Below are 25,734 nucleotides of genomic sequence, written 5' to 3' on the forward strand. Positions count from 1 at the left end.
TTTCTCACCTGCTTTGTTTTAACTTTTTGTTCCTAAGAAAAAGGCAGAATGGCTCTGCAACCATCTGCCTGCTTTTTACCCAATCACATCTGTGATCCACAATCGATAGAAGTAATCTGAGAGAATCGGTGACCGATCAACGATGAAATTCGCAGTTCCGCTCGTTTCAAACAGATTTTGAATCGTGGCAAACGGGATCATTGAGAGAATCATGAAAAACATATACAAATTGATATACATCAAGATGACATTCAAAACACCCGCAACTGCCCAGTCATAGCCGCCTAAAAAACGTAGGCGTTTGTAACGCAAACTGTCTGCAAAAATCACTAATAGTTTGGTGATCAGCCAACCAGCAAAGAGTACCATCACAAAAGCGATGGCCGCATAATAGGCTTTGTCTAAATCTAAAGCCAGTTCCATATCGTAGTATTTTAACTTTGAATCCGCCGTTACTGACATATAAGGAACATAGAGCTCAATTTTTTTCGCAATTTCTTGGTAATTCGCAACTGCAAAGAAAAAAGAGATCAAATAGCCCAAAACTGAGACCAATTGTAAACTGGTTCCGCGCCGCGCGCCGCCATAAAAGGCTGCCAACAACAAAACCAAGACAAATAATCCAATCATTTAGGAATCCTTTCTACGCCGCACTACCCATGGGCTGTCTTTTCTTGAATTTTTCGTTTCCTTTGTTCATTTAAGATCTGTTGTGCTTCCACATGATTATGGATCTCCACATCACTGCGACCTGTCTCATCGAGAACTTTCCGTGCTTCGGATTCGATCGCTTCGATCCGCTTGATACGATTCTCAAGCTCCGTTGCTTTAATGGCTTGTCCCCGCAATTCGTCCACTTTTTTTTGTAGGACCAACAGCTGTTCTTGTTTTTTCAGCTGGTCGGAAACAGCGTTGATCGCTAATAAGATCGACGCTTGTTCTTGATCGGTTTGTGGCGACAATTGCATGATCTCAAGCAGTTGGTCATTGACCAATCTTGTCACCATATCCATGTGTTCTTTGCTTTCGCGTCCAATAATCGTGTAACTTTGATTCGCGATAACTGCTTTATAGCGTTTCTTTTGCTCCGTCATAGGAATATTTCCTCCCATTGCTTACATTCTGCTCTATTCTATCACTTATTGAACATGTGTCGCAAACTCTTAACTATTATACGTGATTTTCTTATGAATTTCCATGCCAATCGTTTGTTTGCTGATCGTCTTAGTAAAAAAGAATAAGAAGTATGGTAAAATCTTAAAGTATCCTTTTGTCTACCTAAAAAAAGACAAAAAATCAGGAGGAATCAAATGAGTACGATCGTTATCAAAGTACCAACTTCAACTATCCAAAGAATGCAGCAATTTTATCAACGAGAATTGCTGGCGAAGAAAGTTCCTTATACAGTGTTTGTCGCCAAAAAAGGGGCAACGACGATCACTGCTTATACGTCTGGAAAAGTCATGTTTCAAGGAGCGACTGCTGAAAAAGAAGCTTCCTTATGGGGCGATACGGCTAGTGCTGTACCGGATAAGAAAAAAGCGCCTGTTTCAACCACTGCGTTGCCAGCAGGATTTAGCGAAAAAAGCGTCGTCGGCAGTGACGAGGTCGGCAACGGCAGTTATTTCGGTCCTTTGGTGGTCTGTGCCGTCTATGCCAAAAAAGAGCAATTACCACAGCTGAAAGCCTTAGGTGTCAAGGACTCAAAAATGCTGACAGATCCAGAGATCCGTAAGATGGCGCCGAAAATCAAAGAATTGGTTCCTTACCAATTGCTCACTGTCACGCCCAGCAAATACAACGAAATCCAACCAAAATACAACACGGTCCGAATGAAAGTTGCTTTGCATAATCAAGCCATTCGTTTGCTTTTGCAAAAAATTGCTCCTGAGACACCAGATGCCATTTTGATCGATCAGTTCACAAGCGAAAAAAATTATCGCACCTATTTAAAGTCGGAACAAGCAGCGGTCACCGAAAAGCTCTATTTTGCAACGAAGGGTGAACAATATCATCTAGCAGTAGCGGCAGCCTCTATTTTATGCCGTACAGTCTTTTTGGATGAATTAGAGGCAGCCTCCAAAGAAGTCGGTATGCGTTTGCCTTCTGGCGCCCACACAGCTGCTGACCAAGTTGCCGCAAAATTACTACAACAAGGTGGCATAGCACTATTGAGCAAATATGCCAAACTGCATTTTGCGAATACCGAAAAAGCACAGAAACTCGCTAAGCTGTGAGTTCTCGTATTTTCAAAAAAACTGCCACTGCTTCTGATAAAGGAAGCGGTGGCAGTTTTTGTCCTATGTACCAGGTGAATGCTGCGAATCAAAGCCCTAAGCCAGCTGCTTCGATTCCCATCGTGATCAACCCAGCTAAATAATTTTCTGAAAACCGATCGGAAAAGTGTAATTTTGGCAAGACGCCATACTGAAACACTGCTGCCAGCTGCTTTTCCAAAAAGGAGCGCGACACGAGCGCCTGCCACTCAGAGGGTAAAAACAAAATGACTTGATGCGGGTCCGTCACTGCCACGATCGCTTGAAGTGTGGCAGTCACTTGTTCTGGGATCGCCTCTGTTGCCAACGGGTAAGAAGCCGTGTAAAGATGCGGAAAATGCTTGATTTCGCCACTTAAATGGTTGGCTCCTTTAAAGAGCTGTTGGTCGATGACCAGTCCCGCACCTGGCGGATAATTTTTCGGAAAATAAATGCCAGCCACGATTTTTTTCTCTTCTTTGAAATGAAATACCGCAGCATTCACGTCATTCTCAATAAGCGCTTTTACAGCGATCTCTTTTTCAATCAATTCTCCTAACGCCATGTCCTTAAATGCCGGAGCATCCATGATCTTCAGTCTTCCAGCAATTTCCACGCCCGGAATCCCCACGACTGCCAAGCCGATTTTCGGGTATTCCTGTTTTATCTGACGAATCACTTGCAAGAACTGCGGCAATCGGCCCTCTGCTGACTGCTCATGATGCAAAATGTTCCCCACGAGATCAACAACTGAAAAACGAATCACGATCTGCTGATCTTCTTCGATAAACTGAATGATCAACAACAGTGTCCGTTGTGCATTGTACTGGTAAGCCGCAGCTTGACGTCCCCCCGTTCGTTGCGGTTGATCCGTCGTCAAAAGTAGTTGCTTTTCAATCAATTCAGGAAGCAACTTGTTGATCGTTACCACGCTTAATTGAGAGGCATCTGCCAGTTGGCGCTTGGTCATAGGCGCTTGCTGCTGTTTTAGCAAATTCAGCAAAACTGCCTGATTATGTAATTTAATGGTCGTTGGCTGATAAGCTTTCATTTTTCTCCCCCTCAACGCTCCTATTTTAACAGATAAAAAGCTGGGAATATACCTTTATTAATTTTGTTAACAAAGGTATAATAGAAGTAACTTATTAAACAAAGTTTACTAAGTTCAAAAAGGAACGAAGAAAGAACGACGCATGTTGCTTATTAAAGGAGTTGTCGATAATGAAAATTGAACACATCGCACTATATGTCAATGATTTGGAAAAAATGAGGACATTTTATGAAACCTACTTTCAGGCGGTCAGCAACCCAAAATACCATAATCCGAAAACAGGCTTTCAGTCCTATTTTTTGACCTTTGATTCTGGAAGTCGGTTAGAATTAACGACCAAGAAATTTTTAAGCCCTCGTGTCAGTGAAAGCTTAGGCTACACTCACCTTGCGATAGCAGTTGGTGATCAAGCTGACGTCGATCGATACGCTCAACGGTTTGTTGAAGATGGCTACCCTCTTTTAAATGGTCCTCGTACAACAGGCGATGGCTATTATGAAGCTGTTGTCCAAGACCCCGAAGGCAATTTGATTGAATTAACCACCGACGATTTACCGTCTTAGAAAGGATTTTGCAATGAAAGAAGACTTTGATTATCAAGCGATGTTGGCTGGTCAATTGTATCAAGCTGCTGGCATTCTCCCTGAGAATGGTTCAGCGGAGGGAAAAAAACGGGCCCAGGAAATCAACCATTTACCAGTCGATGACCGAGAAGGAATCATCGCCAAAGAAAAAGTACTCTTTGGCAAATTTGGGCAGCATTGCTTTGTCCAGCCACCCCTTTTTGTTGATTATGGTCGCCATGTTGAGATTGGTGATCACTTTTATGCCAATATGGAGTGCATTTTTTTAGATGTCAATAAGATTCTGATTGGTGATCATGTGATGGTGGGACCACGGGTCAGCTTCTATACCGCCGGCCATCCGATCGATTCTGTGATCCGCAGTCAAGATTTGGAATTTGGTCTACCGATCACCGTCGAAGATTACGTTTGGATCGGGGGCAACAGTACGATTTTACCAGGTGTCACGATCGGCAAACATGCCATCGTCGCTGCTGGATCCGTCGTCACAAAAGATGTGCCGCCGAATACGATCGTCGGCGGCAATCCAGCCCGTGTGATCCGTGAGATTCAGCCGGCTGACAAAGAACATTGGGAGACTGCCGCCCAGCTCTATCATCAAAAACGAGCAGACTGGCAGAAGCAGCAAAAATAACGAAACAAAAGGAGACGCCATGATTTTTACAGACTATCACGTTCATAGTGATTACAGCGATGATTCTTGGTATTTGATGGAAGATGTAGTCAAAGACGCCATTAAACTAGGCTTAGCAGAAATCTGCTTTACCGATCATGTTGATTATGGGGTCAAAGAAGACTGGCAAGCGACGGATACATACCTCGTCGGAGCCAATAAAGTCGTAAAAAATGTCTACTACGACTTGTATTTTAACGAACTGGCACGCTTAAAGGAAACATACAGTGACCAAATCAAGCTAAAAACTGGGCTGGAATTTGGGATGCAAATGCACACGATCCCACAATTTACCCGTCTTTATCGTTCGCATCCCTTTGATTTCATTTTACTTTCCGTTCATCAGGTAGACGATCAAGAATTTTGGACCGGAGAATTTCAAAAAGGACGCAGCCAACAGGAATGCTACGAGCGCTATTATGATGAAATGTATCAACTAGTCACGACATATAAAGAGTATTCCGTCTTAGCCCATATGGATTTGATTCGTCGTTATTTAGATAAAGAGAAGGACGCTTTTAAACAAACGAAAGAACAAATCGCAGAGATCTTGAAAGTCGTGATCAAAGATGGCAAAGGCATTGAACTGAATACCTCTTCCCACCGTTACGGAATCAATGGGTATACGCCATCGATCGAGATCCTCAAGCTTTATCGTGACTTGGGGGGAAGCGTGCTAACCATCGGCAGCGATAGTCATAAACCAGAGCAGCTCGGGTTTCAAATCAAAGAGGGACAAGATCTTTTACGATCATTAGGATTTACTGAACTCTGTACGTTTGAACAGATGCAGCCGATTTTTCATCGTTTTGCTTAACTTGCACAAAAGCTCCGTCTTTTGCAAAAATCATCCCCTCGTCTTTCGTTACGAACCTAAGTATTTTAAACAAAAAAAGAACGACCGCTTTAATCTGCGGTCGTTCTTTTTTAGACATTAGTTCGTCCAAGCAGCAACTTCTTCTGGGTGATTGGCTACCCAATCTTTGGCTGCATCTTCGGCTGACGTTCCGTCATTGATTGCTAACATGACTTCTTCCATATCTTCTTGTGTCCAGTTGAAACGATCAAGTACTTCGTAAACTTCTGGCATGTCATCTGCTAATCCTTGGCGTACAACAGTATTGATGCTTTCTGCTTCACCCATTGTTCCTTCGGGATCATCCAGATATTTCAGATCATATTTCGCAAACATCCAATGTGGAGACCAACCAGTAATAACGATCTCATCTTGGTTCTTGATGGCTTGTCCTAATGCTACTGTCATCGCTCCTGAAGAAGAGGTAGCGACATTCCAATCTGAAAGGTTGTCATACGTCGCAACCGTATTTTCCGCTGCATTCACGACACCAGCGCCTGGTTCGATACCAGTGATGGTTTTGCCAGCTTCGTCAGAAAGGTCGGCGATGGAATCTACATCCATATAACTTGGGACAACGATCCCCAGTTTTGCCCCTTCTAAGTTAGGACCTAAGTTCTCGACTTGGTCTTGGTACTGTTCATACTGGGATTGATGCGTAGATGGTAACCAAGCAGCAACCATCCCGTCAACTTCCCCTTTTGCCACCGATTCCCACATGATGGCATTATCCAATGGCGTCGTATTGACTTCGTAGCCCATTTGCGACAAAACTTCTGCCACCACATGGGTAGATGCAACTTCCGTATCCCATTCGACATACGCCAAGTTCACCGTGCCTTTGCTATCAGAAACATTTCCAAAGGCAAACGATGCTCCAATCAAAGCAACGACTGCCGCTGCAGCAATCCCGCCAAAAAGACGTTTTTGTTTGCGACTTGTCTTGCTGGCTGCTTTTTGATGTGCCGAACGATTCAAATTCTGGGTAAAGCGATCCATAATGATCGCCAAAATAACTAAGGATACCCCACTGACAAATCCGTTACCGACTTGTGCTCGTTGCAAGGCGGACAAGACGCCGCGCCCTAACCCAGGAGCACCGATCATTGACGCGATCACGACCATTGATAATGCCAGCATCGTGGTTTGGTTGACCCCAGCCAAAATAGTGCTTTTGGCTAGTGGCAATTCTAATTTGATCAGTTTTTGCCAGCCAGTCCCACCGAAGGAATCAGAGGCTTCCACCAATTCACGAGAAATTTGGCGAATCCCTAAGTTCGTCATCCGAACGGTTGGTGGTAGAGCAAAGATCACTGAGGCGAAGACCCCAGGAACCATCCCGATCCCAAAGAAAGCAACCGCAGGAATCAAATAAACGAAACCAGGCATCGTTTGCATAAAGTCTAAGATCGGCGTCACGATACTTTGCGCTTTTTCGCTTTTCGCCATTAAGATTCCTAGTGGAATCCCAATGATGATCGAAACCAAACTCGACAATAAGACCAACGTGACGGTGTTCATCAAGTCTGTCCATAACCCTTGGTTATAGATGAACAGCAACCCGACAAAAGTAAAAGCTGGCAAGCCGAATTTTTTGCGTGAAACGAAAAAGGCAGCAGCCGTCAATAAGACGATCATTAACAACGGTGGTACAAACAATAATACATTTGTAATAGCGTCCATGATAAATTGTCCGAAAGACTGTAAGGCTGAAAACAATCCACTGAAAGTTCCTGTTAGCCAATCAGTAAAGTTTTCGACCCAATCAGCTACCGGAATCGTATGTTGTAAGAAATTATCCATTTGTCACTACCCCTTCCTCTGCTTGAGCGGCTGAATCGGTCTCAGCCAACGCTTCAATCACGCTTCCGCGGATCACGACTCCGATCAAACGATCGTTTTCTACCACAGCTAAAGGTGTAGGCGAATCATAGATCAAATTGAAGATATCCGTTACTAGCATATCTTTATCAATCTTTTTAACATTTTTATCAATAACTTCCTTCAAGGTCAGATTGTTTTTCCGTGCCTCACGAGCAGACTCGGCTGTCAAGCTTCCTTTTAGGTGACGACGTTTGTCAACGGCTAACAACATGCTGACTTCTTCTTTCCGCATCCGGTTCAATGCTACGCTTGGTCCATCGATCTCGATGTTCGTCGTCAATGCTGGAACCATGATGTTTTGCGCAGTCAAGACTTTGGAACGATCGACATCTTCCACGAAATCACGCACGTATTGGTTGGCAGGATTCGTCAAAATATCTTCTCCTGTACCGATCTGCATGATCTGGCCATCTTTCATTAAAGCGATCCGGTCACCGATCCGCAAGGCCTCGTTCAAATCATGGGTGATAAAGATAATCGTTTTTTGAACATTGGCTTGTAGTTCTAAAAGTTCATCTTGCATTTCACGGCGAATCAGCGGATCTAATGCTGAAAAGGCCTCATCCATCAAGAGGATCTCTGGATCATTGGCTAACGCACGGGCAAGTCCCACACGCTGTTGCATCCCTCCAGACAGCTGGTCAGGGTATTGGTCTTTAAAAGAAAGCAATCCTGAGTTTTCTAACGCTTTTTCCGCTTTCGCTGTTCGTTCTTCTTTCGAGACCCCACGGACTTCTAGTCCGTATTCTGTGTTCTCTAAAATTGTCCGATGAGGGAAAAGGCCAAAGCTTTGGAAAACCATGTTGATTTTGTGACGGCGAACTTCTCGTAGTTCCTCTTTACTCATTTTGGCAACATCCACGCCATCTATGTAAATATCTCCGCCAGACGGCTCGATCAATCGATTCAATAGTCGAATCAATGTTGACTTCCCGCTTCCAGAAAGGCCCATGATGACGAAAATCTCGCCTTCGTTGACTTCGAAGTTCACATCATAGACGCCGACGGTGGCACCCGTTTTTTCTAAAATCTCGTTTTTGCTACGTTGTTCTTTGACCATGGCAAGAGCTTGCTGCTTTTTCTTACCGAAGATTTTGGTTAAATGTTCCACTTTAACTTTGCTCAAATGATTAATACTCCTTTTTCTGAAAAATTTCACGAAAGTGACCATACTATCTTAACAAGATGTGGTCACTTTGTCAAAAAAAAATTCCCAATGCTTTTTCTTTTACAAAAAAAGCATGGGAATCAAGAAAAAGAATTACGCTGAATGGTCCGTTGGATAGAAGAAATTGGTCATGCGCTGCAACGCCAGTTCATTTCCGACAAAATAAATCGTATTGCCTGCACTAAATTTCGCATAAGGTCCTGGTGACAACAACAATTCTTCGGTTGTTTGGATCGCAATGATCGTCGCCCCTGTGGCTTGCCAAATATTCAATTCATTGATACTTTTTTCCAAATGCTGCGCTTGTTCCGTCAACTGAAGTTCAAAGGGCACAAACGGACTCATGTGGTGTACCTTTTTGGTCTGCTGCACTAACGTGTTCAACAAGTCAGAAAAATTATCCAGCTCTTGCTGCTGCCGCTCCACACTGTCTAAAATATCTTGTCTAATTTCTTGGATCGACTGCACATCTTGGTATTGTTCCACAAAGGCCTGTGCTTTTTCCTTTGAAGCAATATAGGCGCCGCTGCCATGACGGACGTCCATGATTTCTAAATCAACTAATACATTGATCGCTTTGCGGGCTGTTTCAGGAGAGACATTGAAATTGCTGGCTAACGTTGAGCGTGCATGGATCTTTTGCCCAACTTGGTAGCGATTTTCAACGATTCGTTCCGCGATCGCCACGGCAATCTGCTGATAACGAGGCAAAGCGACCTTCTTTTTATCTTGAAACTTATTCGTCATGATGAACTTCCTTTACTTTTTTTTCATCATAACAAGAAACATTGTTGGTGGCAACTATTCACTGATTCGCGGATTTTTGATCAAACGTACACGAATGATTGCCCCTGCCTGCTGCATCTGTTTTTGCAGATCTTGCAGCAGCGTTTCATTTGTCTCATCAAGATCGATCAAGGTATAGGCGACTCCGGCTTTTCTTTCACTTGTCAAATTATCGATATCTACACCTGCTTCAGAAATGATCCGCAATAATGGGGCAAAAGCACCAGGCTTGTCGTGATAAAACAGCGCCAAGCGATACGGTGCCAAAAAAGGCAACTCTGCATGAGGAAAGTTGACCGATTCTTGAATCGTCCCAGCGCGCAAATAGGCATGCATGCGATCAAAAACTACGTGATCCCCTTTTTCCAAGGCATTGGTAGTACTACCGCCAATATGCGGATAGCACAATACTTTCGGTTGGCCGATCAAGCCCGCACTAGGAAAATCAGTGATGTATTGTTTGAGCTGATTTTTGGCTAATGCTTCTAAGACGGCTGTTTCTTCCACGATCTCCCCACGACCAAAATTCATCAGCACTGCATTTTTTTTCATCTGCTGAATCGTTCGTCGATTCAGCAAGCCGTGGGTCTCTTGACTCAAAGGAAGCAAAACCACCACAAAATCTGATTCGGCCAACAGTACGTGCAAGTCACTGACTTGTTCGTAATCGTGGGCCGCTTTTTTCGTACGGGCATAGCCGAGGACTTCCATTCCTAACTGGTGACAGGCTTTTGCCACCCGTTCACCGATCTCTCCTAAGCCTAAAATACCGATGGTTTTTCCAGCTAATTCTTCGCCGATCACTTCTTTTCGCCGTTCTTCAGCTACCTTCAACACATCTTCTGCTTCAATTTGACCTGACGTTAGCTCTTCTTGCAAATCGGCTACCGTCTGGATGGCTTTGAATAAGGGGCGAACGCTGAGAAACAAATTGGAGAGCACCAATTCTTTGACTGCATTGGCATTGACACCGGGACTATTGAAGACTACTGTGCCATTTTGAGTACACCGTGCCAAATCGATCGTATTGGTGCCTGTTCCTGAGCGAGCGATCACAGCTAATTCTGGTGTGATCAATTCGTTAGGAACCGTTGAACTGCGTACAAACAGCGCCTCTGGGGCCGCTTGATTTTTTAACGTGTATCCTTTTTTGATTGCTCGCTTACCTATCGTTTCGGTCATCTTATCTAACTGATAAATCGTCTCCATAACGCAGACCTCCTTTTGTCTTTAGTGCGTATTAGTCAAATAGTACAAAAAAGTGCGGTAAAATGATAGCAATACGCAAGAGAGGATGATTACTATGCACCTATCGATCACAAATTTTCCAGATAAACAGCCGATCGTCGGCAAAGACTCGCAGCTTCAAGACACAACTTTAGGAGACTATGTCGAAATTGGCGAAGCCAATCACATTGATCATTCTTCCATCGGCAATTATACCTATACGGGGCAATATTGCTTTATTCAGAACAGTCAATTAGGACGTTTTATCAGTATCGCAGCGATGGTCCGCATCGGCCCCACCAATCATCCCTATGAACGCCCTAGTCAGCATCTTTTTGCCTATAATGGCGAAGGCTATGGATTTGCGCCAAAGGACGAGTCCTTCTTAGAAAAACGCAAAGCAAAAACGACCGTCATTGGCAATGATGTCTGGATCGGCCACGGTGCCGTGATCCAATCTGGTTTGACCGTCGGTGATGGTGCCGTGATCGCCTCAAACGCAGTCGTAACCAAAGATGTGCCGCCTTATGCGATCGTCGGCGGGGTTCCAGCAAAAGTGATCAAATACCGCTTTGATCCAGAAACGATCACTGCTTTAAAAGAAATCGCTTGGTGGAATTGGAGTCGTGCAGAATTAGAAGCACGCTATCCGGATTTCCGGCTCCCAATCGAAGATTTTGTAGTAAAATACACCCGTTGATTATGCGCTTTTTCCGCTTAGTACGAGGAATGAATGATAACACATCACAGTCATTCATTCTTCGAAAGTCTTTGAGGGAAGGATTTTTTAGAAATAAATAAAAAACACTGAAAATCTATTGTATCGAGAAATTCCTGTGCTAAAATGGAGAAATCAAATGAAGTTTTTCACGAACTTTTAAAGGAGTGTTCTATTTGACCATTTTAGACTATCGTCCATTAAATCTTTACACCAATTACCGCGAAGCTGCCGAGGCATTTCCTGACACAACCATCATCCACGATGAAGTGCTGCCAGCATTTCCTGAACTTGGCTATCGTAGTACCTACGGTTCGAGCCATGAAATGATTTTAAAACGTGCGTACCAACTTGCTGCACTAGGCGTGCAAGCCGGCGATAAAATCATTCTTTACAAATCTTCAAAATTCGATACCTATTTATTAGCAACGGCTGCTTCTTACCTTGGTGCCGTTCCTGCCATGATCTCCTATCATTTTCCTGCTGAAACCATCGAAGTGTTTGTGGATCGCTTAGAAGATCCATTCATCTTATTTGATGAAGAAACCGAAGGCCGCGTCGCACAAGTGAAAAATAGCAGTACTGACAAACAGATTGCTGTTCGTCATCTGCTGCAACAACCAGCGGAACCAGTGGCCCAAACTGAGTTACCGGTGGATCAAATTTCTTATATGACCCACACTTCTGGAACAACGGGTATTCCAAAATTGATTTGTCATTCGGCAAACTCCATGGGCTGGCGGACAAAATGGCAAAAAACGATCTTCACCAAGATTGATCGCACCAAAGCAGACTCTGATTTAATTGCGTTCCATATCTCACCGGTGCACTCCCGCTTCAATATTGGCATCTCATCCTTGATGGCGATGGGCTTTCCGATGATGCCATTAGCCAATGCCAACGGCGCTCATGTCGTAAGCATGCTAAAAGAATACCCACCAATCGCTTTGGAAACTCATCCAAACAATTTTGTCCAATGGAGCTTTGTGGCAAAAGAACAACCAGATGCTTTCGCCAATATTCGCTATTACCATTCAACTTTTGATGCCATCAACAACCAAACAATGGCCACTTTTTTAAATACTTCAGCAACAAAAGAAGCAATCTTTTTGCAAGTCTATGGTCAAAGTGAATGCGGGCCAATGATCCTAAAAGCACATACCTTAGAAAGCATCGCTACCAACGATGCCCGTGATATGGGTGTGGGTCTCGAGGACTTAACGAGAGCACGGATCGCCGATGCAGAGGGCAACGAGCTACCAGCCAATACCGATGGGCACATCCATTTCCTCTCAAAAGGACGCGCGTTGACCTATTATAAAGAAGATCAGCGTTTTGCTGACAATGTCTATGGCGCTTGGTGGGACAGTGGTGACTACGGCATGATGGATGATCAGGGCCATCTTTACTTAAAAGACCGACAAGTGGACTTGATCAAAAATATTGAAAGCAATCTTGCCTTGGAAGACCTTTTGCTGGATCATTTAGACTTCCTTGCCGAAGTTGTGATTGTTCGCGACAAAGAAAACTCACCACAACCAATCATTGCTTTAGCGCCAAATCGTGAAATGGATTGGGATGCTTGGTGGAAAATGGTGGAAGATCTCCCTCACCTCAATCAACCAATTTTACGCGACTACGAAGATATCCCACGAACAGCAACCATGAAAGTTCAACGACTACAAATTGAAAAAGAATTCAAAAACGCAGACTAAAACAAAAGAAACGGCCAGCAGATTTCTCTGCTCGCCGTTTCTTTTGTTTTCGCTGTGTTTTCTTTCGCTGCGGTTATTCTTTCGCTGACCGTTTTCTTGAGTAGATACGTTCTTTAGATTGCCCATATTGACTTAGCTTTGTTTCAGCTAATGTGATACCAAAGCCCTTTCCATCAGGTACCAGCAGCTTGCCTTCATGCAAAGTTGCAGGCTGTGTAATGACATCATCATAAAAGTAACGGTCAGAAGCGGAAAGGTCCCCGGGAAAATGGAAAATATCTTGACTCGCAAATTGCAAATTCATGGCTCGTCCCACACCAGACTCAAACATGCCGCCTAACCAAACAAGCAGTCCATGGGTTTGACATCGATCAAGGATCCGCAAAGCTTCGGTGATCCCACCGACACGAGGGATTTTCAGGTTGATCGCACGGCAGCTGTCCAGTGCTGCGACTGTATCGACGTCTTCTGCCGTTCGAATATCTTCATCCAAACATAGAGGCGTCTTCATCTGTCGCTGTAGCTGACTGTGCCCCACCAGATCTCGTACCATAAGGGGTTGCTCGATCATCACCAAGCCTAAGTCATCAAGTGCCAAAATGCGTTCAGGCTCACTTTGATAGGCCCCGTTCGCATCTGCCATCAAAAGCAATTCTGGAAAGGCTTGTCGAATCGCTCGCAAGGGTGCCACATCTTGCCCCGGCTTGATTTTTAACTTGATTCGTTGATACCCTTGGGCGACATAAGCGGCAACAAGAGCCATTAGTTTTTCGACAGAGTCTTGTATGCCGATACTAACGCCAACCGCGACACTCGGTCGGGTCGCGGTATACAGCTCTTTCACACTTTGATGCGTTTGCTTGCCATATAGATCCCAAATTGCTGTTTCCAAAGCCGATTTTGCCATGTAGTTTCCTTGGACCGTTTGAAACAGCTGCCAAACTTCTTGCGGATGCTCGATCTCTTGGTCAATCAATAATGGGATCAGTGCTGTTTCAATCACTTGTCGAGCAGAAAAGAGGGTTTCTTCAATGTAATCTGGCTGCTCAAAAGCGACCAATTCACCAATGCCAACCGTTCCCTCCTCTGCCGTCACCAAATAAAGATCAAAGGCTTTTTCTGTTAATTGTCCGTAACTTGTCACAAAGGGTTGTTTGAGGGGCAAGCGACAGGCGATGCGTTCAATTTTCTCAATCTTCATTGCGTTCTCTCCTTGTCAATCAGCTGACTGTGGCCCCGATCCTTTTACAAACCATTGATCGATTTCATGACGAACCTGTGTCGGCTGTTCTAAATGGATACAATGTCCAGCATTAGCAACGACTTTGATGGTCATCTCTGGTTGCAGCTGCTTCATTTGGTGGGCGATTTTACGAAACTTTAAATCTTTTTCCCCCGCTAAATAAAGAATTTTACAAGCTAGCTGCGGAAGTGCCGACCAACAGCTTGGCTGTTTGCCAGTACCACCGTAAACCAAGCTTACTGCCAAGCCAAATTTATTTTGCTGCAAGCGACCTTGCCGTACAACAGCCTGCTGCACTAAGGGTAGCTCCTTTTGACTAGCAAACAACGGCAGTTCTTGCCAGTAATCGACAAAATCGACCAGAGGCTCCCTTAGTAAGCGCAACGCTAACCGACGATCGTGTCGCTGACGAGCGAGTCGTTCCGCTGGATCAGCTAACCCGGGGGAACCACTCTCAAGCAATAGATGGGTCACTGCAGCTGGTTCCATGACCGCCCAAAAAAGTGCGATTCGTGCCCCCATCGAGTAGCCATAAAGGCCATAACGTTCAATCCCTAGCTTCGCTAAAAGCTGTGCAAGATCCTCTACCAGTAAAGGAAGTTCATAACGCATGGGATGGACATAAATCGATGACCGTCCATGTCCAATCAAGTCGACTGCCAATACATTATAAGAACCTTCCTCTGCAAAAACCGGTCGAAAACTTTCCGAAGAACCCGTGAAGCCATGCAATGCCACAAGGGTTGGTAAGGCTGGTCGGTACGGTTGCAACCACTGATAAAAATAACTGACGCCATTTATCGTGTCCCTCATTGCTGTGCTCCCGCCTCGCTAAACTGCTGTTGCAGTGCTTGCCAAGTGTTGACCGGATCTTTTTGCTCACCCTTCACTTCGATTATTTGAAAGCGCGGCTGTTGACTTGTTTCCGCTAAAATCGTTTGAAACTCTAGCAAAGAGGTCGGTGTGTGCCAATCTGCCTCATATAAGGCCGCCACTTTTTGAAACTCAAGATCTAACGGAGTACCAAAGAGCGGGACAAAGTCGTTTGGTTCTAAGGTGTTTTGTGACAGAAAGGAAAAGATCCCACCACCGTTATTATTCAGTAAAATGATCGTTACTGGCAATTGATACTGGCGCAGTAGTTGTAGGCCGTTCATATCATGGTACAACGCTAAATCACCAATCAACAAGTAGGTAGGCTTTTGACTGGCGGAAGCAATACCAGCCACGGTCGAGACAAGGCCGTCGATCCCATTGACGCCTCGGTTTCCATACACGCGATAAGTGGAGGTAGTTTTGCTGCCGTAGCGATCAAAAAAACGGATCGCATTGCTGTTTGCCAAAAGAATTTGCGCTTCTTCAGGCAAACATTGTTGGAGCATGCGCACAGCGCTGCTCTCATCCCAATGTTGCAACTGGGGACTTGCAGCAATCACCTGATCTGCCCGCGCTTGAAGTGCTTGCCATTGTTGTTGCCACGCCGTATGTTTGACGATCGGCAACTGGGTGATGGCCGCCACGAAGGCGCTGATCGCTGCTTCGATCAAATAGTTTGCCCGATGCAGCTGATCTTGCCACTGCCCTGATGGATCAACAAAGAGCCACGTCGTCGTATCCGCTGCTTTGTTCAACCATAATAGGACATTTTTAGTGACTGGTAAGCGACCAAAACGCACGACCACTTCTGGTTGGAAGGCAGAAGTCAATTGCGGGAAAACAAGATCGGCTTGGCTGATAAATGTTCCTACTTTGGTACCGGCTGTCGCCAAATTGGTCAATGGATCGCCGACAATCGGCCAGCCTAATTTCTCTGAAAAAGTCAGCAACTGCTGCGCTTCTTCGATCGTAAGGCTTTCTCCAGCAATCAGAATACCTTTTTTACCAAAGTAAGGGGCTAGCTGGGTGATCATTTCTGCTGACAGCTCTTGTTGTGGTGCCAGATAGTTCACGTCTTGCTGAATACTGCATTGGCGACTAAAGTCAGGCAACAGCGGCTCCCGTAATGGAAAGTTGATTTGGACAGGGCCTCTCGGCTGCTTTTGCGCTTCGATCGTGCAAGTTGCAGCTTGCCAAAAACTATAACGCAACAAAGCTGGATCGTTTTCTGGCACCGTCATCTCTACCATCTTTTTGACATGAGAGGCATACAAATTCTGTTGATCCATTGCTTGTGGCGCCCCAACGCCCCGCAGTTCTGGCGGTCGATCAGCCGTTAAGACGATCAATGGCAAGTTGGTGGCCTCTGCTTCACATATTGCTGGATAATAATTGGCTGCTGCAGTTCCAGAAGTACACAGTAAGATTGTTGGCTGGAGATCAACTTTGGACATCCCTAAAGCAAAAAAAGCAGCCGAACGTTCATCGACAGCCACCGTACAGGTGATCTCAGGATCACGATGCAATAGTAGCGCCAATGGCGTTGATCGTGAACCGGGACTAATAACCGCTCGCTTCGCACCCGCTGCTTTTAGTCCCTGGATTGCCGCTAATAAATAGTCTGTCATGACTGTCTGATTATTCATCTCCTAAGATCCCTCTCCTCATCGGTTGAAATTTTAACCGTGTTTCTTGACGTTCGGATTCCGCATCTGAATCGGCAACGATCCCACAGCCTGCATACAGCGTTGCTTGATTGCCGCTAAAGAATCCTGAGCGGATCGCCACAGCAAACTCGCCAATATCTTCTTGAATACCCAACCAACCGATCGGTCCACCGTACATCCCTCTGCTGGCTGGTTCATGAGTACGAATCCATGAGACGGCTGCTTCTTTCGGTTCTCCCCCCAATGCTGGGGTCGGGTGTAGTTTTTGCACGGCGCTCAGAAAATTGACTCCTGCTTTTCTTTGCCCTGCTAAAGGAACAAACAAATGCTGAATGTCACGATTCTTGATGACGGAGCGGGCTTCTGATTGAAAGCCGTCAGCTAATAAAGTGGCCAATGCCGTTTCTAAGCGATCGACAACTACTTGATGTTCATGGGTATTTTTTGCGTCCGCTAAGAGGGCTTGTGCCAGTGCCTCATCTTCTTCTTTTGTTTGGCCTCTTGGTGCGGAACCTGCGATACTTACCGTTTCAAATTGATCGACAGTCGCTTTTAGCAAGCGTTCTGGCGTCGCACCAGCAAAAACATGGCCCCCATGTTCGATGGCAAAAAGATAGGTATTCGGCTGCTGTTGCGCCAACCGTTGCAACACCCCAGCACTAATGATCGACTGCTTCGTTTCTATCTTCATTCTCCTAGCCAGAACCACTTTTTTCAACGGTGTTTCGTTCGAGCGAATGGCTGCCACTGTCTCTTCGACCGTTTGCAGCCATTGGGGCACCTCTAGTTCCTCTTGTGCCTGAAAAGCAGGCGTTTCTGCTACAAGACTCTTGTCCGGGTTGGCATTCAACCAGCTTGCGACTTTTTCCTGTAAGGCAGCGACTTTTTGTTGTCGTTGTTCCTCGGAAGAAGCGGCTACTGTATAAACGACGCCACACTGATCGCCAGTTTTGCGGACCAGTATTTCTGGCAACGCAAAGAGACCGGCACCTAGCTCAGCCCAATCCTGACTGACTTCTGCCTGTTCATCAAAAGCAAAGCCCCCAACCAGCTGCGCCTGAAAAGGTGCCTCTGGTTGATAATGGGCTTGCTTTAAGAGAGAGCGGACTTCTGAAAAGTCTGCAAGTTTGGGTTGCGAAAAAGTGACTAACCAACCCAACCCTACCATACTAGTCGTTTCATCAGGAGTACGCCAGAAATAGCGTTCCCCTTGATATTCTTGTGCCGCTGCATAAAGAGCCAGTAAGTCACACCTTTCTAAAGGCTGATACTCACTCAAATAGGTTTTCCCGGCAGCGATCGCTGCTTCATAATTACTTGTTGATTTGCTGTTCAATGTAGTTCACTCTTTCTTCACTCAGCAATAGCCGTTTTAAAAGTTTGCCGCTTGCTGTGCGCGGCATTTCTCGCACGTGATAAAAACGGCGCGGAAATTTATAATGGGCGATCTGCCCTTCTAATGTATCCAACAACGCTTGAAGTCGGACGGACTCATTTAACGTTAAATAAGCCGCGACAGATTGTCCCCACTCCTCGTCTGGTTCCCCTACCACAGCTGCCTCTTTGACCGCTGGATGCTGCAACAAGGCTTGCTCCACTTCTGCGGGATAGATATTTTCTCCACCAGATATGATCAGTTCGCTTGCACGACTGACTACATACAAAAAGCCCTCTTGATCAAGATAACCTAGATCTCCTGTGGCAAACCAGCCCTCTTGGTCCCACTGCTGTGGACTGCGATCGTTCAAGTAACGAGTCGTGATCGCAGGTCCTTGCAGTTGGATCTCTCCGATCGGCTGGGTACTTGCAGCAGTCTGATGATCTGCCATTTTCGCATCAGCCGCAATTCGTAAATGGACACTTTGCAGGGGAACCCCTGAGGAGCCGATTTTTTCTGAAGCTTTTTCTGGTGGCAATGCCACCACTTGTGAACAAGTTTCTGTCATCCCATAGGATTGGATCACAGAAAGCTGTTTTTGCTGGCATTTTTCCAATATACTTTTGGCAATGGGCCCGCCGCCTAGCAGTACATAACGCAACGAATCAAAGCCATGTTGGGGCACCAATGGCAGCAAGTCCATCAACATTTTTGCCACCAAAGAAACGATCGTCCCTTTTCCTGCTTCAAGATCTTTTGCCATTTCTACAGTATCAAAGCGCTCATACAAACGAACACTCATTCCAAGTCGCAGTGAACGCAAGAGAATTGATAATCCACTGATATGGTACAGCGGAACTGCACAAAGCCAACAATCCTCACTAGTGATCGTTAAGTTCTTTTGAGTCGCTTCGGCACTTGCTAGATGATTCCCAAAGGTTTGCGGCACACCCTTTGGATTGCCAGTCGTACCGGATGTATACATAATCGAAGCTACCTGTTCTGCTTGATAGATTGCTTTATTAGGAACAAACGAAGGATCAAAAGAACTGGCAAGAGCCTTCGCCTGCTCCATCACTTGTCCAAAGGTCATGCTGCGAACACCTGGGACTGCAGCTTGATCTGCCGTGATCAGCCAGTCGCAGTGGGCATCTTGCAATTGGAAGGTGATTTCAGCGGCTGTCAATCGCGTATTCAACAGCTGGACTTCGATCCCCAACTCCCACAACGCAAGGATCGTAAAAACCATTTCAGGGGAGTTATTGCTAAAAAGGGCTACCCGGTTTGGCTGATCAACGAACTGGGCTTGATAATAAGCAGCGTAAGCATAAACCTCTTTTTGCAAGGCAGCAAACGACCAGCTTTTTTCATGCCAATAAAAAGCTGGTCGTTCTGGATGAAGTTGTGCTTGCCTTTGCAGCCAACTCCCAGTCATTATGGGAATTTAGGGAATTGGTCGAAGTTTGGTTGACGTTTTTCTTTAAACGCGTCACGACCTTCTTTGGCTTCATCCATCGTGTAATACAATAAGGTTGCATCGCCGGCTAATTGCTGAATGCCAGCTAATCCGTCCGTATCGGCGTTCATAGATGCTTTGATCATGCGTAACGCCAACGGGCTCTTTTGCAGCATCGTTTCTGCCCATTCCATCGTTTCATCTTCTACTCGATCAAGAGGAACGACTGTATTGATCCAGTTCATCGCCAATGCTTCTTCAGCAGTATATTGTTTTGTCATGAACCAAACTTCCTTGGCTTTTTTATGTCCGATCGTCCGTGCAAGATAGCCCGAACCATAGCCACCATCAAAACTGCCGACATTTGGTCCTGTTTGACCAAATTTAGCATTGTCAGCGGCAATCGTTAAATCACAAACCAATTGTAAAACATTTCCGCCGCCGATCGACCAGCCTTTGACCATGGCGATCACCGGTTTTGGCAACGTGCGGATCAAGCGTTGCAGATCCAATACGTTTAAGCGAGGAACCTGATCTTCCCCAACATAGCCACCGTGACCACGGACTTTTTGGTCTCCGCCTGAACAAAAGGCTTTGTCGCCGGCGCCTGTCAAAATAATCACGCCGATGCCTGGTTCATCGCGACTGATTGAAAACGCATCAATCATTTCAAACACCGTTTTTGGTGTAAACGCATTGTGGACTTCTGGGCGGTTGATCGTGATTTTCGCCACTTTTCCATGTTGTTCAAATAAAATTTCATCGTACTCTTTTAAGGTTTTCCATTCTCTCATTACTTGTTCCTCCTCAATTCACATAGCTCTATTATACACATATCTAGTCGCTTTTCGTTAGAAATTGCTTTGTTTAAGGGAATTTCTTAAGACTTCTCCACCTGTTGCTGTCTTTCTTAGAACTTCGGCTATTTCTACCAAAACTCGTGCTATAATCATGGTAACTTTCTTAGAAAAAGGAGCAAAAAATGAACTTACTAGAAGCTTTAGAAATCGAAGTAGAAGCAGCAACAGCCGATTTTGTTCGTTTACGAATGCCGATCAAAGAACAGCACAAACAGCCTTTTGGTCTCGTTCACGGTGGCATTAACGGCGTTTTGATCGAGACTGCCTGCAGCATCGGTGCCAATCAAGCTTTGGCTCAAGAAGAAGCCTTCGCCGCCGGCGTTGACCTACAAGTCAACCATCTAGCCGCCGCCCAAGAAGGAACCCTGATCGTAGAAGCTAGTCCTGATCGCATCGGCGCCCGTATCCAAACTTGGCAAGCCACTATTTGGTTAGCTAGCGGGTTAAAAACTGCCGTTGGTCGCTGTACCTTGACGACAGTGCGCAAATAATTCTTTTCGCTCCTGTGTTGTAAACACGGGAGCATTTTTGGCCTGCTTTATTAAGAAGAGTTTCACCAGACAACTCCTTATGGACGAGCTTCTTTCAGTAAAGAGGATTCTAAAAGCGCGACAGTGTTTTTTCAAAAGATACGTTGTTTTTTTACAGAATAGAGGTCTTTCGTTATAATGTAGCTAAGAAAGCGAGGTTTATTATGAAAAATAACCGATTGATCCACTTTTTAGGTGGCAAAACAAGCTATTATGTCTTAGGACTGATTATCTTGTCGGCAGTTGCTGTCTTTTTGCTAAATCAGATTTCTTTTTTATTTACACCCTTTTCAGCCATACTTACAGCTATTATCCCACCCTTTTTATTTGGGCTGATCCTTTACTATCTGTTTAACCCGGTGGTCGATAAATTGGAATCGAAAAAAATTCCCCGCAGTGTTTCGATTGCTGGGATCTATCTTTTGATTCTTTTATTGATCGTCTTTGCTGGTTTCCAGCTTTACCCGATTTTGGAGCAGCAAACCACCGATCTGATCAACAGTTTACCGAGTTTGGTCAGTGACTTTGAGAAAAACGCGACCGCCTTTTTAGAAAATACCCCGTTTCAAGATGAGATGGCACAAATTACAGACACATTGCAAAATATCACCAACAACATCATGAGTTTTATTGGGGACTATTGGGAAACTGGTGCTGCTGGGCTCAGCAGTTTGTTTTCAACGATTTCGACCTTGTTCATTGCTTTGTTTACTGGACCGATCATTGCCTTTTTCTTATTGCGCAACCCCAACAAGTTTTATTTTTCAGTTCTCTCATTAGTGCCACCGCGTTTTCGCAAAGACTTTAATGAAATCGTCAAGATCTCTGACATACAAGTCGGTGCCTTTTTGAAAGGACAAATCATTTCTTCCTTGATTTTAGGGGCGATCTATTGGGTCGTTTTCCTATTGATTGGCTTAGAGTATGCCAGTATTCTGGCGATCGCCGCTGGTCTGCTTTGCATCATCCCCTATATTGGTCCTTTTATCGTCTTTTTCCCAGGACTTTTCATTGCCGCACAAGACTCCACCGGGATGTTGGTTAAATTTTTGATTGCTTGGTTTGCTGTACAGTTGCTTCATGGGGATTTAGTCGTGCCCCGTGTGATGGGTGACCGATTAAAAATTCATCCTATTACGATTCTGGTTGTTTTATTAGTGATGGGTGATTTGATGGGGATCGTTGGGGTGATTTTCGGGATCCCAATTTATTGTCTGCTAAAAGTTCTTGTCGTTTACGTGTTCCGCAAATTCAAGCAGCGCTATAACCGCTATTACGGTCAAGAGGGCAAATACTTCCACAGTGCCTTCACTAGCAAAGATTACCTAGGTGACGAAGACAAAGACACCAAGAAAAAAGCCTAAAAAAACTGTCGCGAATCGTTGGTTCGCGGCAGTTTTTTGGTCTATTTTATTTCAGCTCATGTTCCAAAAAGAAATGATAGAGCGCCCCTAATAAATTGGCGTCATTTTGAAATTTGCAGGCTTGGATTTCCGGCTTCGTCAAGGTCTGCTGCAAAATCGGTAAACTAGCCAGCAGTTGCTGATACTGACGGTCGATTTCTTCCACCACGATCGCTTGGGCACTGATGCCACCACCAATCACGAAGCGCTCTAAGTCAATCACGGCTTGAACATTGAGTATGACACACGCGATTTCTCGGCAATACGCTGTAAACAGCGCCCAGACCTGTGGCTCTTTTTGATTGATCGCGTCAAAAACTGCTTCACCATCCGCAAGATCAGCTAAGCCTAGCAGTTGGGCGCTACGGCGAATCATGGCGACCGCTGAACCGCTAAAACCTGCCAATTGCTGCAGGGTCAATCCCTGATTAGCTGGTTGCTCAGCGTTTTCTGGAGCATCGCTTCTCTTAGTGGCATTTAGTAGAAAACTTAACTCCCCGGCTTGAAAATGTGCACCTTGGATCAGTTTTCCCTCAACGATTACGCCACCGCCCAAACCAGTACCTAATGTTATGGCAGCCCCATTTTTAATCCGTTTAAGGTTTCCTAGCCACCATTCAGCTAATGCGGCTGCCTTGCCATCGTTGGTCACAGCAAGCGGCACTTGATACTTTGCCAGCAGCTGTTTTAAGGAGACCCCATCTAAAAAAGGCAATGCCCCGCCAAACGAGATCGTCCCTGTCTCTGGGTTGACTTTTCCTGGGGTACTAACCGCAATGCCCCGAATGCTTCCATGAACGTCCTCAACGATCGTTTCAATCCCCGTCAAAAATTCCGCAAGATTTTTTGGCGTATCCATCCGTCCTCGTGTCAGAATATTCCCCGAGCGATCAATGACAGCCGATTTGATTTTCGTGCCACCGATGTCGATGCTTAAATAGTTTTTATTCACTGAATCCCACCCTCTGCTTCTACTGCCCATCGCAGGACGGTTTTGGCTTTATCTGGTGAGACTTTTCGCGGATCAGACAAATAGATTTCTCGATGCTGGAACGTGTCCATCGTTGGACGGATCACTAACTGTTCTTGTTTTAACAGCTCCTTCATTTGCGCAAAGGTTTCCGCTTCAGTGTCAAAAGAGCCTGTATGCATCGCTTGCAGGCACAATCCTTCTTCATAGCGCTCAAAGATGAGCTTTTCTAGATTTGGATTGTCTTTCTTCTCTTTGACGGCCAAGAGCTGTTCTTGAAACAGTGTTTCCGTAACGGGCTCTGGTTGGCGAATCATGATTTTGTAGATCAATTCTTCTTTGTTAACGGCACCGTCTGGCTTTGTCAGCGAGGTCCATACGCCTTCCAAAGGAAAGACCGTGTATTCAAAGGGTTCATTGCCAAAAGCCCCTTTTTTCAATCCCATCCTGAGTGAATAAGAAATCGTATATAAAGCGGCGATCTCTTCGCTAAATTCAGGACGATTCGGATTGCCGCTGCCGCTCAAACTAATAAATTGATACGTTGGCACCTCGATCACTGTTGGTTTTTTGGGAAGATAAAGCTCTTTTTCTAGTTTGCGCCATTCATACTTCATAAAAGACCCTCCTCGATTTGCTTTTCTTTATTTTACCATGAATCACTTGAGCCGAACGAATGAAATATAGGCCGATTAAGTGAAGGAAAATAATTGGTGTAGCACCATTTTAATACTGAACCCAGTTTGACATTCCAGAAATCCCTACATCTTCCTTGCTTTCGCTTATTGTTTTATTATGACAATCTCCTTTCTTTTATCTTTTCAAATACAAAAACTGCAGAAAACATTTCCAGAAGAAATTGATTTCTGCAGTGATCGAGCCTCGGCTCTTTTTTATTGTCTTACGGTCTCATTAGCAGCAAAACGTTTTGAAAAATGTTGTTCTAACCGCTTTTGCCCGGCTTCAATCAAAATGCACAACAGCCAATAGATAACGGCAACTAGCACGTACATGGACATGTAATCAAAGGTTCGTCCGCCAACGATCTTGGCTTTTTGAAAAATATCAGGAATCGTGATCATTGCTGCCAAGGACGTCCCTTTCAACAAATCCATTGCCACATTACTCAATGCCGGTACAGAAATACGAAAGGCTTGCGGTAAAATAATCAGACGCATCGTTTTCGTAAATGATAACCCTAACGCATAGGCAGCATCAAATTGCCCACGATCCACACCAGCAATTGATCCTCGGTAGATTTCCCCGATAAATGCGCTGCTGGTCAATGTAAAACAGATGATCGCAGCACTAAGCGCCGACAATTGATAGGGCAAGCCAAAATACAGTAGGAACAACAAGACCAGCGCTGGGACGCCTCTTAGAAATGAGAGGTAGCCCCGCACGAACCCTCTAATGATGGGGTTTTCCAGCATTCCTAAGAAGGTGAGCATGATCCCTAAGAGGTTGCCACCTAGAAAAGAAACGACAGCAATACCGACCGTATAGGACAAGCCCGACAGCAAATAGGGCAATGAGTCCCACATCAACGGCAAATCAAGGGTTGGAATATACATTAGTCTGTTTCAACCGTTTGGATCGCTTGATCAGATTTTACTGAAATATCGGTTTGAAAATACGTTTCCGCAAGTTCTTTTAAACGGCCGTCTTCTTTCATTTCTGCTAAAACAGCATCCACTTTTTCCTGCAATGCTTGATGATCTTTCACAAATAAGAAGCCCGTTTCATTCGGATTAAAGTAGACATCTTCTAAAATTTTAACAGGGATATCTGGCAAAGCAGCAACCGCCATTTTTTGCAAATAGTAATCATTCAAGATCACATCCGTTCGACCATTCGCAACATCTGTCAAATACTGATCATTCGTTGCGTTGTCGTAAGTCACTAATTCTGCCCCATAGGATTCGGCTAAGCGCATGTAGCTGGTATTCGGTTCACCAGCAGCTTTTTTGCCATCCAAATCTTCTAAAGAAGCAATCCCAGAGTCATCACTTTTACGCACGATCATACTATCGAACGAGTATTTAATAGGCGTTGAGAGACTGAATTTTTCCGCCCGTTCATCCGTCAAACCAAAATCGTTGGCAGCAAAATCGGCTTCTCCACGTGTTAAAGAAGAAACTTGTCCATCGACATTGTACTCTTTAAATGTGATCTCTACGCCTAATCGTTTGGCGACTTCTTTTGCCACATCGACATCATAGCCCACTAATTCATTTTCATCGTTATAGTAAGACGATGGATACAAGGTTCCCGAAGTAGCAACAACCAATGTTTTGGCTTCTTCCACCTTGCTTAAACTGGTGTCTTCTTCCGTTGGCTTGCTGCAGGCACTTAACAAGACTCCCGCAAATAAACCTAAAAAGCCAACCATTGCAACGATTTTCCCTTTTCTAACTTGTTTCATAATATCCTC

25 protein-coding genes are annotated in these 25,734 nt (G+C 45.0%); 8 read left to right on the forward strand and 17 right to left on the reverse strand.

Annotation, left to right across the window (positions count from 1 at the left end; genetic code table 11):
* Nucleotides 1-75: 75 nt before the first annotated feature.
* Both IGI78_RS12275 and zapA read right to left on the reverse strand, forming a co-directional pair.
* A complete protein-coding gene (locus tag IGI78_RS12275; protein WP_005234314.1) occupies nucleotides 76-630 on the reverse strand; it encodes a CvpA family protein in 555 nt (184 codons plus the stop codon).
* 23 nt (nucleotides 631-653) lie between these two features.
* Nucleotides 654-1,094, reverse strand: a complete 441-nt coding sequence (gene zapA, locus IGI78_RS12280) for a cell division protein ZapA (protein WP_005228634.1) — start codon at nucleotides 1,092-1,094, stop codon at nucleotides 654-656.
* Nucleotides 1,095-1,310: 216 nt separating this feature from the next.
* Between zapA and rnhC the strand changes: the two genes are divergently transcribed.
* On the forward strand, nucleotides 1,311-2,237 hold the full coding sequence (rnhC, locus tag IGI78_RS12285) for a ribonuclease HIII (protein ID WP_195266602.1): 927 nt from the start codon (nucleotides 1,311-1,313) through the stop codon (nucleotides 2,235-2,237).
* Between the two features lie 88 nt (nucleotides 2,238-2,325).
* Here rnhC and IGI78_RS12290 read toward each other — a convergent pair whose 3' ends face one another.
* A complete protein-coding gene (locus tag IGI78_RS12290) occupies nucleotides 2,326-3,306 on the reverse strand; it encodes an ROK family protein (RefSeq protein ID WP_288362768.1) in 981 nt (326 codons plus the stop codon).
* 170 nt (nucleotides 3,307-3,476) lie between these two features.
* Here IGI78_RS12290 and IGI78_RS12295 point away from each other — a divergent pair, with 170 nt between their 5' ends.
* Genes IGI78_RS12295 through IGI78_RS12305 form a run of 3 tightly spaced genes read left to right on the forward strand, consistent with a single transcriptional unit; the run spans nucleotide 3,477 to nucleotide 5,380 of the window.
* On the forward strand, nucleotides 3,477-3,869 hold the full coding sequence (locus IGI78_RS12295; RefSeq protein WP_016619764.1) for a VOC family protein: 393 nt from the start codon (nucleotides 3,477-3,479) through the stop codon (nucleotides 3,867-3,869).
* A gap of 13 nt (nucleotides 3,870-3,882) precedes the next feature.
* The gene (locus IGI78_RS12300) at nucleotides 3,883-4,524 is read left to right on the forward strand and encodes a sugar O-acetyltransferase (protein WP_195266601.1); all 642 of its coding nucleotides are present in this window, start codon (nucleotides 3,883-3,885) and stop codon (nucleotides 4,522-4,524) included.
* Between the two features lie 19 nt (nucleotides 4,525-4,543).
* A complete protein-coding gene (locus IGI78_RS12305) occupies nucleotides 4,544-5,380 on the forward strand; it encodes a histidinol-phosphatase HisJ family protein (RefSeq protein WP_194195081.1) in 837 nt (278 codons plus the stop codon).
* A 117-nt stretch (nucleotides 5,381-5,497) separates the two neighbouring features.
* Here IGI78_RS12305 and IGI78_RS12310 read toward each other — a convergent pair whose 3' ends face one another.
* The 4 genes from IGI78_RS12310 to IGI78_RS12325 form a co-directional block, all read right to left on the reverse strand.
* Nucleotides 5,498-7,222 carry an ABC transporter permease/substrate binding protein gene (locus IGI78_RS12310; protein WP_005228611.1) on the reverse strand — a complete coding sequence of 575 codons (1,725 nt, stop codon included), beginning with the start codon at nucleotides 7,220-7,222 and terminating at the stop codon, nucleotides 5,498-5,500.
* On the reverse strand, nucleotides 7,215-8,429 hold the full coding sequence (locus IGI78_RS12315) for a quaternary amine ABC transporter ATP-binding protein (RefSeq protein ID WP_005228609.1): 1,215 nt from the start codon (nucleotides 8,427-8,429) through the stop codon (nucleotides 7,215-7,217). The genes IGI78_RS12310 and IGI78_RS12315 overlap by 8 nt, the downstream gene beginning before the upstream one ends.
* 135 nt (nucleotides 8,430-8,564) lie before the next feature.
* Nucleotides 8,565-9,218, reverse strand: coding sequence for a GntR family transcriptional regulator (locus IGI78_RS12320; RefSeq protein WP_005234303.1), 654 nt, complete (start codon nucleotides 9,216-9,218; stop codon nucleotides 8,565-8,567).
* Between the two features lie 54 nt (nucleotides 9,219-9,272).
* A complete protein-coding gene (locus IGI78_RS12325; RefSeq protein ID WP_142425569.1) occupies nucleotides 9,273-10,466 on the reverse strand; it encodes an NAD(P)-dependent oxidoreductase in 1,194 nt (397 codons plus the stop codon).
* A 94-nt stretch (nucleotides 10,467-10,560) separates the two neighbouring features.
* On the opposite strand from IGI78_RS12325, the gene IGI78_RS12330 reads away from it, so the two are divergent.
* Together IGI78_RS12330 and IGI78_RS12335 are read left to right on the forward strand one after the other, a co-directional pair.
* Nucleotides 10,561-11,184, forward strand: a complete 624-nt coding sequence (locus IGI78_RS12330) for a DapH/DapD/GlmU-related protein (protein ID WP_142425568.1) — start codon at nucleotides 10,561-10,563, stop codon at nucleotides 11,182-11,184.
* Nucleotides 11,185-11,378: 194 nt separating this feature from the next.
* Nucleotides 11,379-12,917, forward strand: coding sequence for an AMP-binding protein (locus IGI78_RS12335; RefSeq protein WP_195266597.1), 1,539 nt, complete (start codon nucleotides 11,379-11,381; stop codon nucleotides 12,915-12,917).
* Between the two features lie 73 nt (nucleotides 12,918-12,990).
* On the opposite strand, the gene menC is transcribed toward IGI78_RS12335, so the two are convergent.
* Genes menC through menB form a run of 6 tightly spaced genes read right to left on the reverse strand, consistent with a single transcriptional unit; the run spans nucleotide 12,991 to nucleotide 20,331 of the window.
* Nucleotides 12,991-14,118, reverse strand: a complete 1,128-nt coding sequence (gene menC / locus IGI78_RS12340) for an o-succinylbenzoate synthase (RefSeq protein ID WP_195266595.1) — start codon at nucleotides 14,116-14,118, stop codon at nucleotides 12,991-12,993.
* Between the two features lie 15 nt (nucleotides 14,119-14,133).
* The gene (gene menH, locus IGI78_RS12345; protein WP_195266593.1) at nucleotides 14,134-14,973 is read right to left on the reverse strand and encodes a 2-succinyl-6-hydroxy-2,4-cyclohexadiene-1-carboxylate synthase; all 840 of its coding nucleotides are present in this window, start codon (nucleotides 14,971-14,973) and stop codon (nucleotides 14,134-14,136) included.
* Nucleotides 14,970-16,682 carry a 2-succinyl-5-enolpyruvyl-6-hydroxy-3-cyclohexene-1-carboxylic-acid synthase gene (menD, locus tag IGI78_RS12350; protein WP_195266592.1) on the reverse strand — a complete coding sequence of 571 codons (1,713 nt, stop codon included), beginning with the start codon at nucleotides 16,680-16,682 and terminating at the stop codon, nucleotides 14,970-14,972. Before menD ends, menH begins: the two co-directional genes overlap by 4 nt.
* Nucleotides 16,675-18,039, reverse strand: a complete 1,365-nt coding sequence (locus IGI78_RS12355; protein WP_096741570.1) for an isochorismate synthase — start codon at nucleotides 18,037-18,039, stop codon at nucleotides 16,675-16,677. Before IGI78_RS12355 ends, menD begins: the two co-directional genes overlap by 8 nt.
* Nucleotides 18,017-19,516: an o-succinylbenzoate--CoA ligase gene (menE, locus tag IGI78_RS12360; RefSeq protein ID WP_195266590.1), complete on the reverse strand. Its 1,500-nt coding sequence runs from the start codon at nucleotides 19,514-19,516 to the stop codon at nucleotides 18,017-18,019. The genes IGI78_RS12355 and menE overlap by 23 nt, the downstream gene beginning before the upstream one ends.
* Nucleotides 19,516-20,331 carry a 1,4-dihydroxy-2-naphthoyl-CoA synthase gene (menB, locus tag IGI78_RS12365; RefSeq protein WP_010749830.1) on the reverse strand — a complete coding sequence of 272 codons (816 nt, stop codon included), beginning with the start codon at nucleotides 20,329-20,331 and terminating at the stop codon, nucleotides 19,516-19,518. The genes menE and menB overlap by 1 nt, the downstream gene beginning before the upstream one ends.
* 188 nt (nucleotides 20,332-20,519) lie before the next feature.
* Here menB and IGI78_RS12370 point away from each other — a divergent pair, with 188 nt between their 5' ends.
* A complete protein-coding gene (locus tag IGI78_RS12370) occupies nucleotides 20,520-20,888 on the forward strand; it encodes a PaaI family thioesterase (protein WP_005234285.1) in 369 nt (122 codons plus the stop codon).
* Nucleotides 20,889-21,091: 203 nt separating this feature from the next.
* Complete coding sequence (locus tag IGI78_RS12375) at nucleotides 21,092-22,291, forward strand: AI-2E family transporter (RefSeq protein ID WP_060792815.1); 1,200 nt, start codon at nucleotides 21,092-21,094, stop codon at nucleotides 22,289-22,291.
* A gap of 46 nt (nucleotides 22,292-22,337) precedes the next feature.
* Here IGI78_RS12375 and IGI78_RS12380 read toward each other — a convergent pair whose 3' ends face one another.
* The 4 genes from IGI78_RS12380 to IGI78_RS12395 form a co-directional block, all read right to left on the reverse strand.
* Nucleotides 22,338-23,282, reverse strand: coding sequence for an ROK family protein (locus tag IGI78_RS12380; RefSeq protein ID WP_195266588.1), 945 nt, complete (start codon nucleotides 23,280-23,282; stop codon nucleotides 22,338-22,340).
* The gene (locus IGI78_RS12385) at nucleotides 23,279-23,917 is read right to left on the reverse strand and encodes a GyrI-like domain-containing protein (protein ID WP_081117521.1); all 639 of its coding nucleotides are present in this window, start codon (nucleotides 23,915-23,917) and stop codon (nucleotides 23,279-23,281) included. Before IGI78_RS12385 ends, IGI78_RS12380 begins: the two co-directional genes overlap by 4 nt.
* A gap of 276 nt (nucleotides 23,918-24,193) precedes the next feature.
* On the reverse strand, nucleotides 24,194-24,874 hold the full coding sequence (locus tag IGI78_RS12390; RefSeq protein WP_086291881.1) for an amino acid ABC transporter permease: 681 nt from the start codon (nucleotides 24,872-24,874) through the stop codon (nucleotides 24,194-24,196).
* The gene (locus IGI78_RS12395; RefSeq protein WP_015510211.1) at nucleotides 24,874-25,725 is read right to left on the reverse strand and encodes a transporter substrate-binding domain-containing protein; all 852 of its coding nucleotides are present in this window, start codon (nucleotides 25,723-25,725) and stop codon (nucleotides 24,874-24,876) included. The genes IGI78_RS12390 and IGI78_RS12395 overlap by 1 nt, the downstream gene beginning before the upstream one ends.
* Nucleotides 25,726-25,734 lie beyond the last annotated feature (9 nt).

Origin of the sequence: Enterococcus sp. DIV1767, assembly GCF_050542585.1 — a bacterium.
GTDB lineage: Bacteria > Bacillota > Bacilli > Lactobacillales > Enterococcaceae > Enterococcus_D > Enterococcus_D innesii.

What these genes read in the sequence shown, in the direction of transcription:
- IGI78_RS12330 (WP_142425568.1), top strand. Translation starts at nt 10,561, where the DNA reads ATGCACCTATCGATCACAAATTTTCCAGATAAACAGCCGATCGTCGGC.
- IGI78_RS12370 (WP_005234285.1), top strand. Translation starts at nt 20,520, where the DNA reads ATGAACTTACTAGAAGCTTTAGAAATCGAAGTAGAAGCAGCAACAGCC.
- IGI78_RS12320 (WP_005234303.1), bottom strand. Translation starts at nt 9,218, where the DNA reads ATGACGAATAAGTTTCAAGATAAAAAGAAGGTCGCTTTGCCTCGTTAT.
- IGI78_RS12390 (WP_086291881.1), bottom strand. Translation starts at nt 24,874, where the DNA reads ATGTATATTCCAACCCTTGATTTGCCGTTGATGTGGGACTCATTGCCC.
- IGI78_RS12375 (WP_060792815.1), top strand. Translation starts at nt 21,092, where the DNA reads ATGAAAAATAACCGATTGATCCACTTTTTAGGTGGCAAAACAAGCTAT.
- IGI78_RS12300 (WP_195266601.1), top strand. Translation starts at nt 3,883, where the DNA reads ATGAAAGAAGACTTTGATTATCAAGCGATGTTGGCTGGTCAATTGTAT.
- menC (WP_195266595.1), bottom strand. Translation starts at nt 14,118, where the DNA reads ATGAAGATTGAGAAAATTGAACGCATCGCCTGTCGCTTGCCCCTCAAA.
- rnhC (WP_195266602.1), top strand. Translation starts at nt 1,311, where the DNA reads ATGAGTACGATCGTTATCAAAGTACCAACTTCAACTATCCAAAGAATG.
- IGI78_RS12325 (WP_142425569.1), bottom strand. Translation starts at nt 10,466, where the DNA reads ATGGAGACGATTTATCAGTTAGATAAGATGACCGAAACGATAGGTAAG.
- IGI78_RS12395 (WP_015510211.1), bottom strand. Translation starts at nt 25,725, where the DNA reads ATGAAACAAGTTAGAAAAGGGAAAATCGTTGCAATGGTTGGCTTTTTA.
- menE (WP_195266590.1), bottom strand. Translation starts at nt 19,516, where the DNA reads ATGACTGGGAGTTGGCTGCAAAGGCAAGCACAACTTCATCCAGAACGA.
- menH (WP_195266593.1), bottom strand. Translation starts at nt 14,973, where the DNA reads ATGAGGGACACGATAAATGGCGTCAGTTATTTTTATCAGTGGTTGCAA.
- IGI78_RS12290 (WP_288362768.1), bottom strand. Translation starts at nt 3,306, where the DNA reads ATGAAAGCTTATCAGCCAACGACCATTAAATTACATAATCAGGCAGTT.
- IGI78_RS12310 (WP_005228611.1), bottom strand. Translation starts at nt 7,222, where the DNA reads ATGGATAATTTCTTACAACATACGATTCCGGTAGCTGATTGGGTCGAA.
- IGI78_RS12385 (WP_081117521.1), bottom strand. Translation starts at nt 23,917, where the DNA reads ATGAAGTATGAATGGCGCAAACTAGAAAAAGAGCTTTATCTTCCCAAA.
- menB (WP_010749830.1), bottom strand. Translation starts at nt 20,331, where the DNA reads ATGAGAGAATGGAAAACCTTAAAAGAGTACGATGAAATTTTATTTGAA.
- IGI78_RS12275 (WP_005234314.1), bottom strand. Translation starts at nt 630, where the DNA reads ATGATTGGATTATTTGTCTTGGTTTTGTTGTTGGCAGCCTTTTATGGC.
- menD (WP_195266592.1), bottom strand. Translation starts at nt 16,682, where the DNA reads ATGAATAATCAGACAGTCATGACAGACTATTTATTAGCGGCAATCCAG.
- IGI78_RS12295 (WP_016619764.1), top strand. Translation starts at nt 3,477, where the DNA reads ATGAAAATTGAACACATCGCACTATATGTCAATGATTTGGAAAAAATG.
- zapA (WP_005228634.1), bottom strand. Translation starts at nt 1,094, where the DNA reads ATGACGGAGCAAAAGAAACGCTATAAAGCAGTTATCGCGAATCAAAGT.
- IGI78_RS12305 (WP_194195081.1), top strand. Translation starts at nt 4,544, where the DNA reads ATGATTTTTACAGACTATCACGTTCATAGTGATTACAGCGATGATTCT.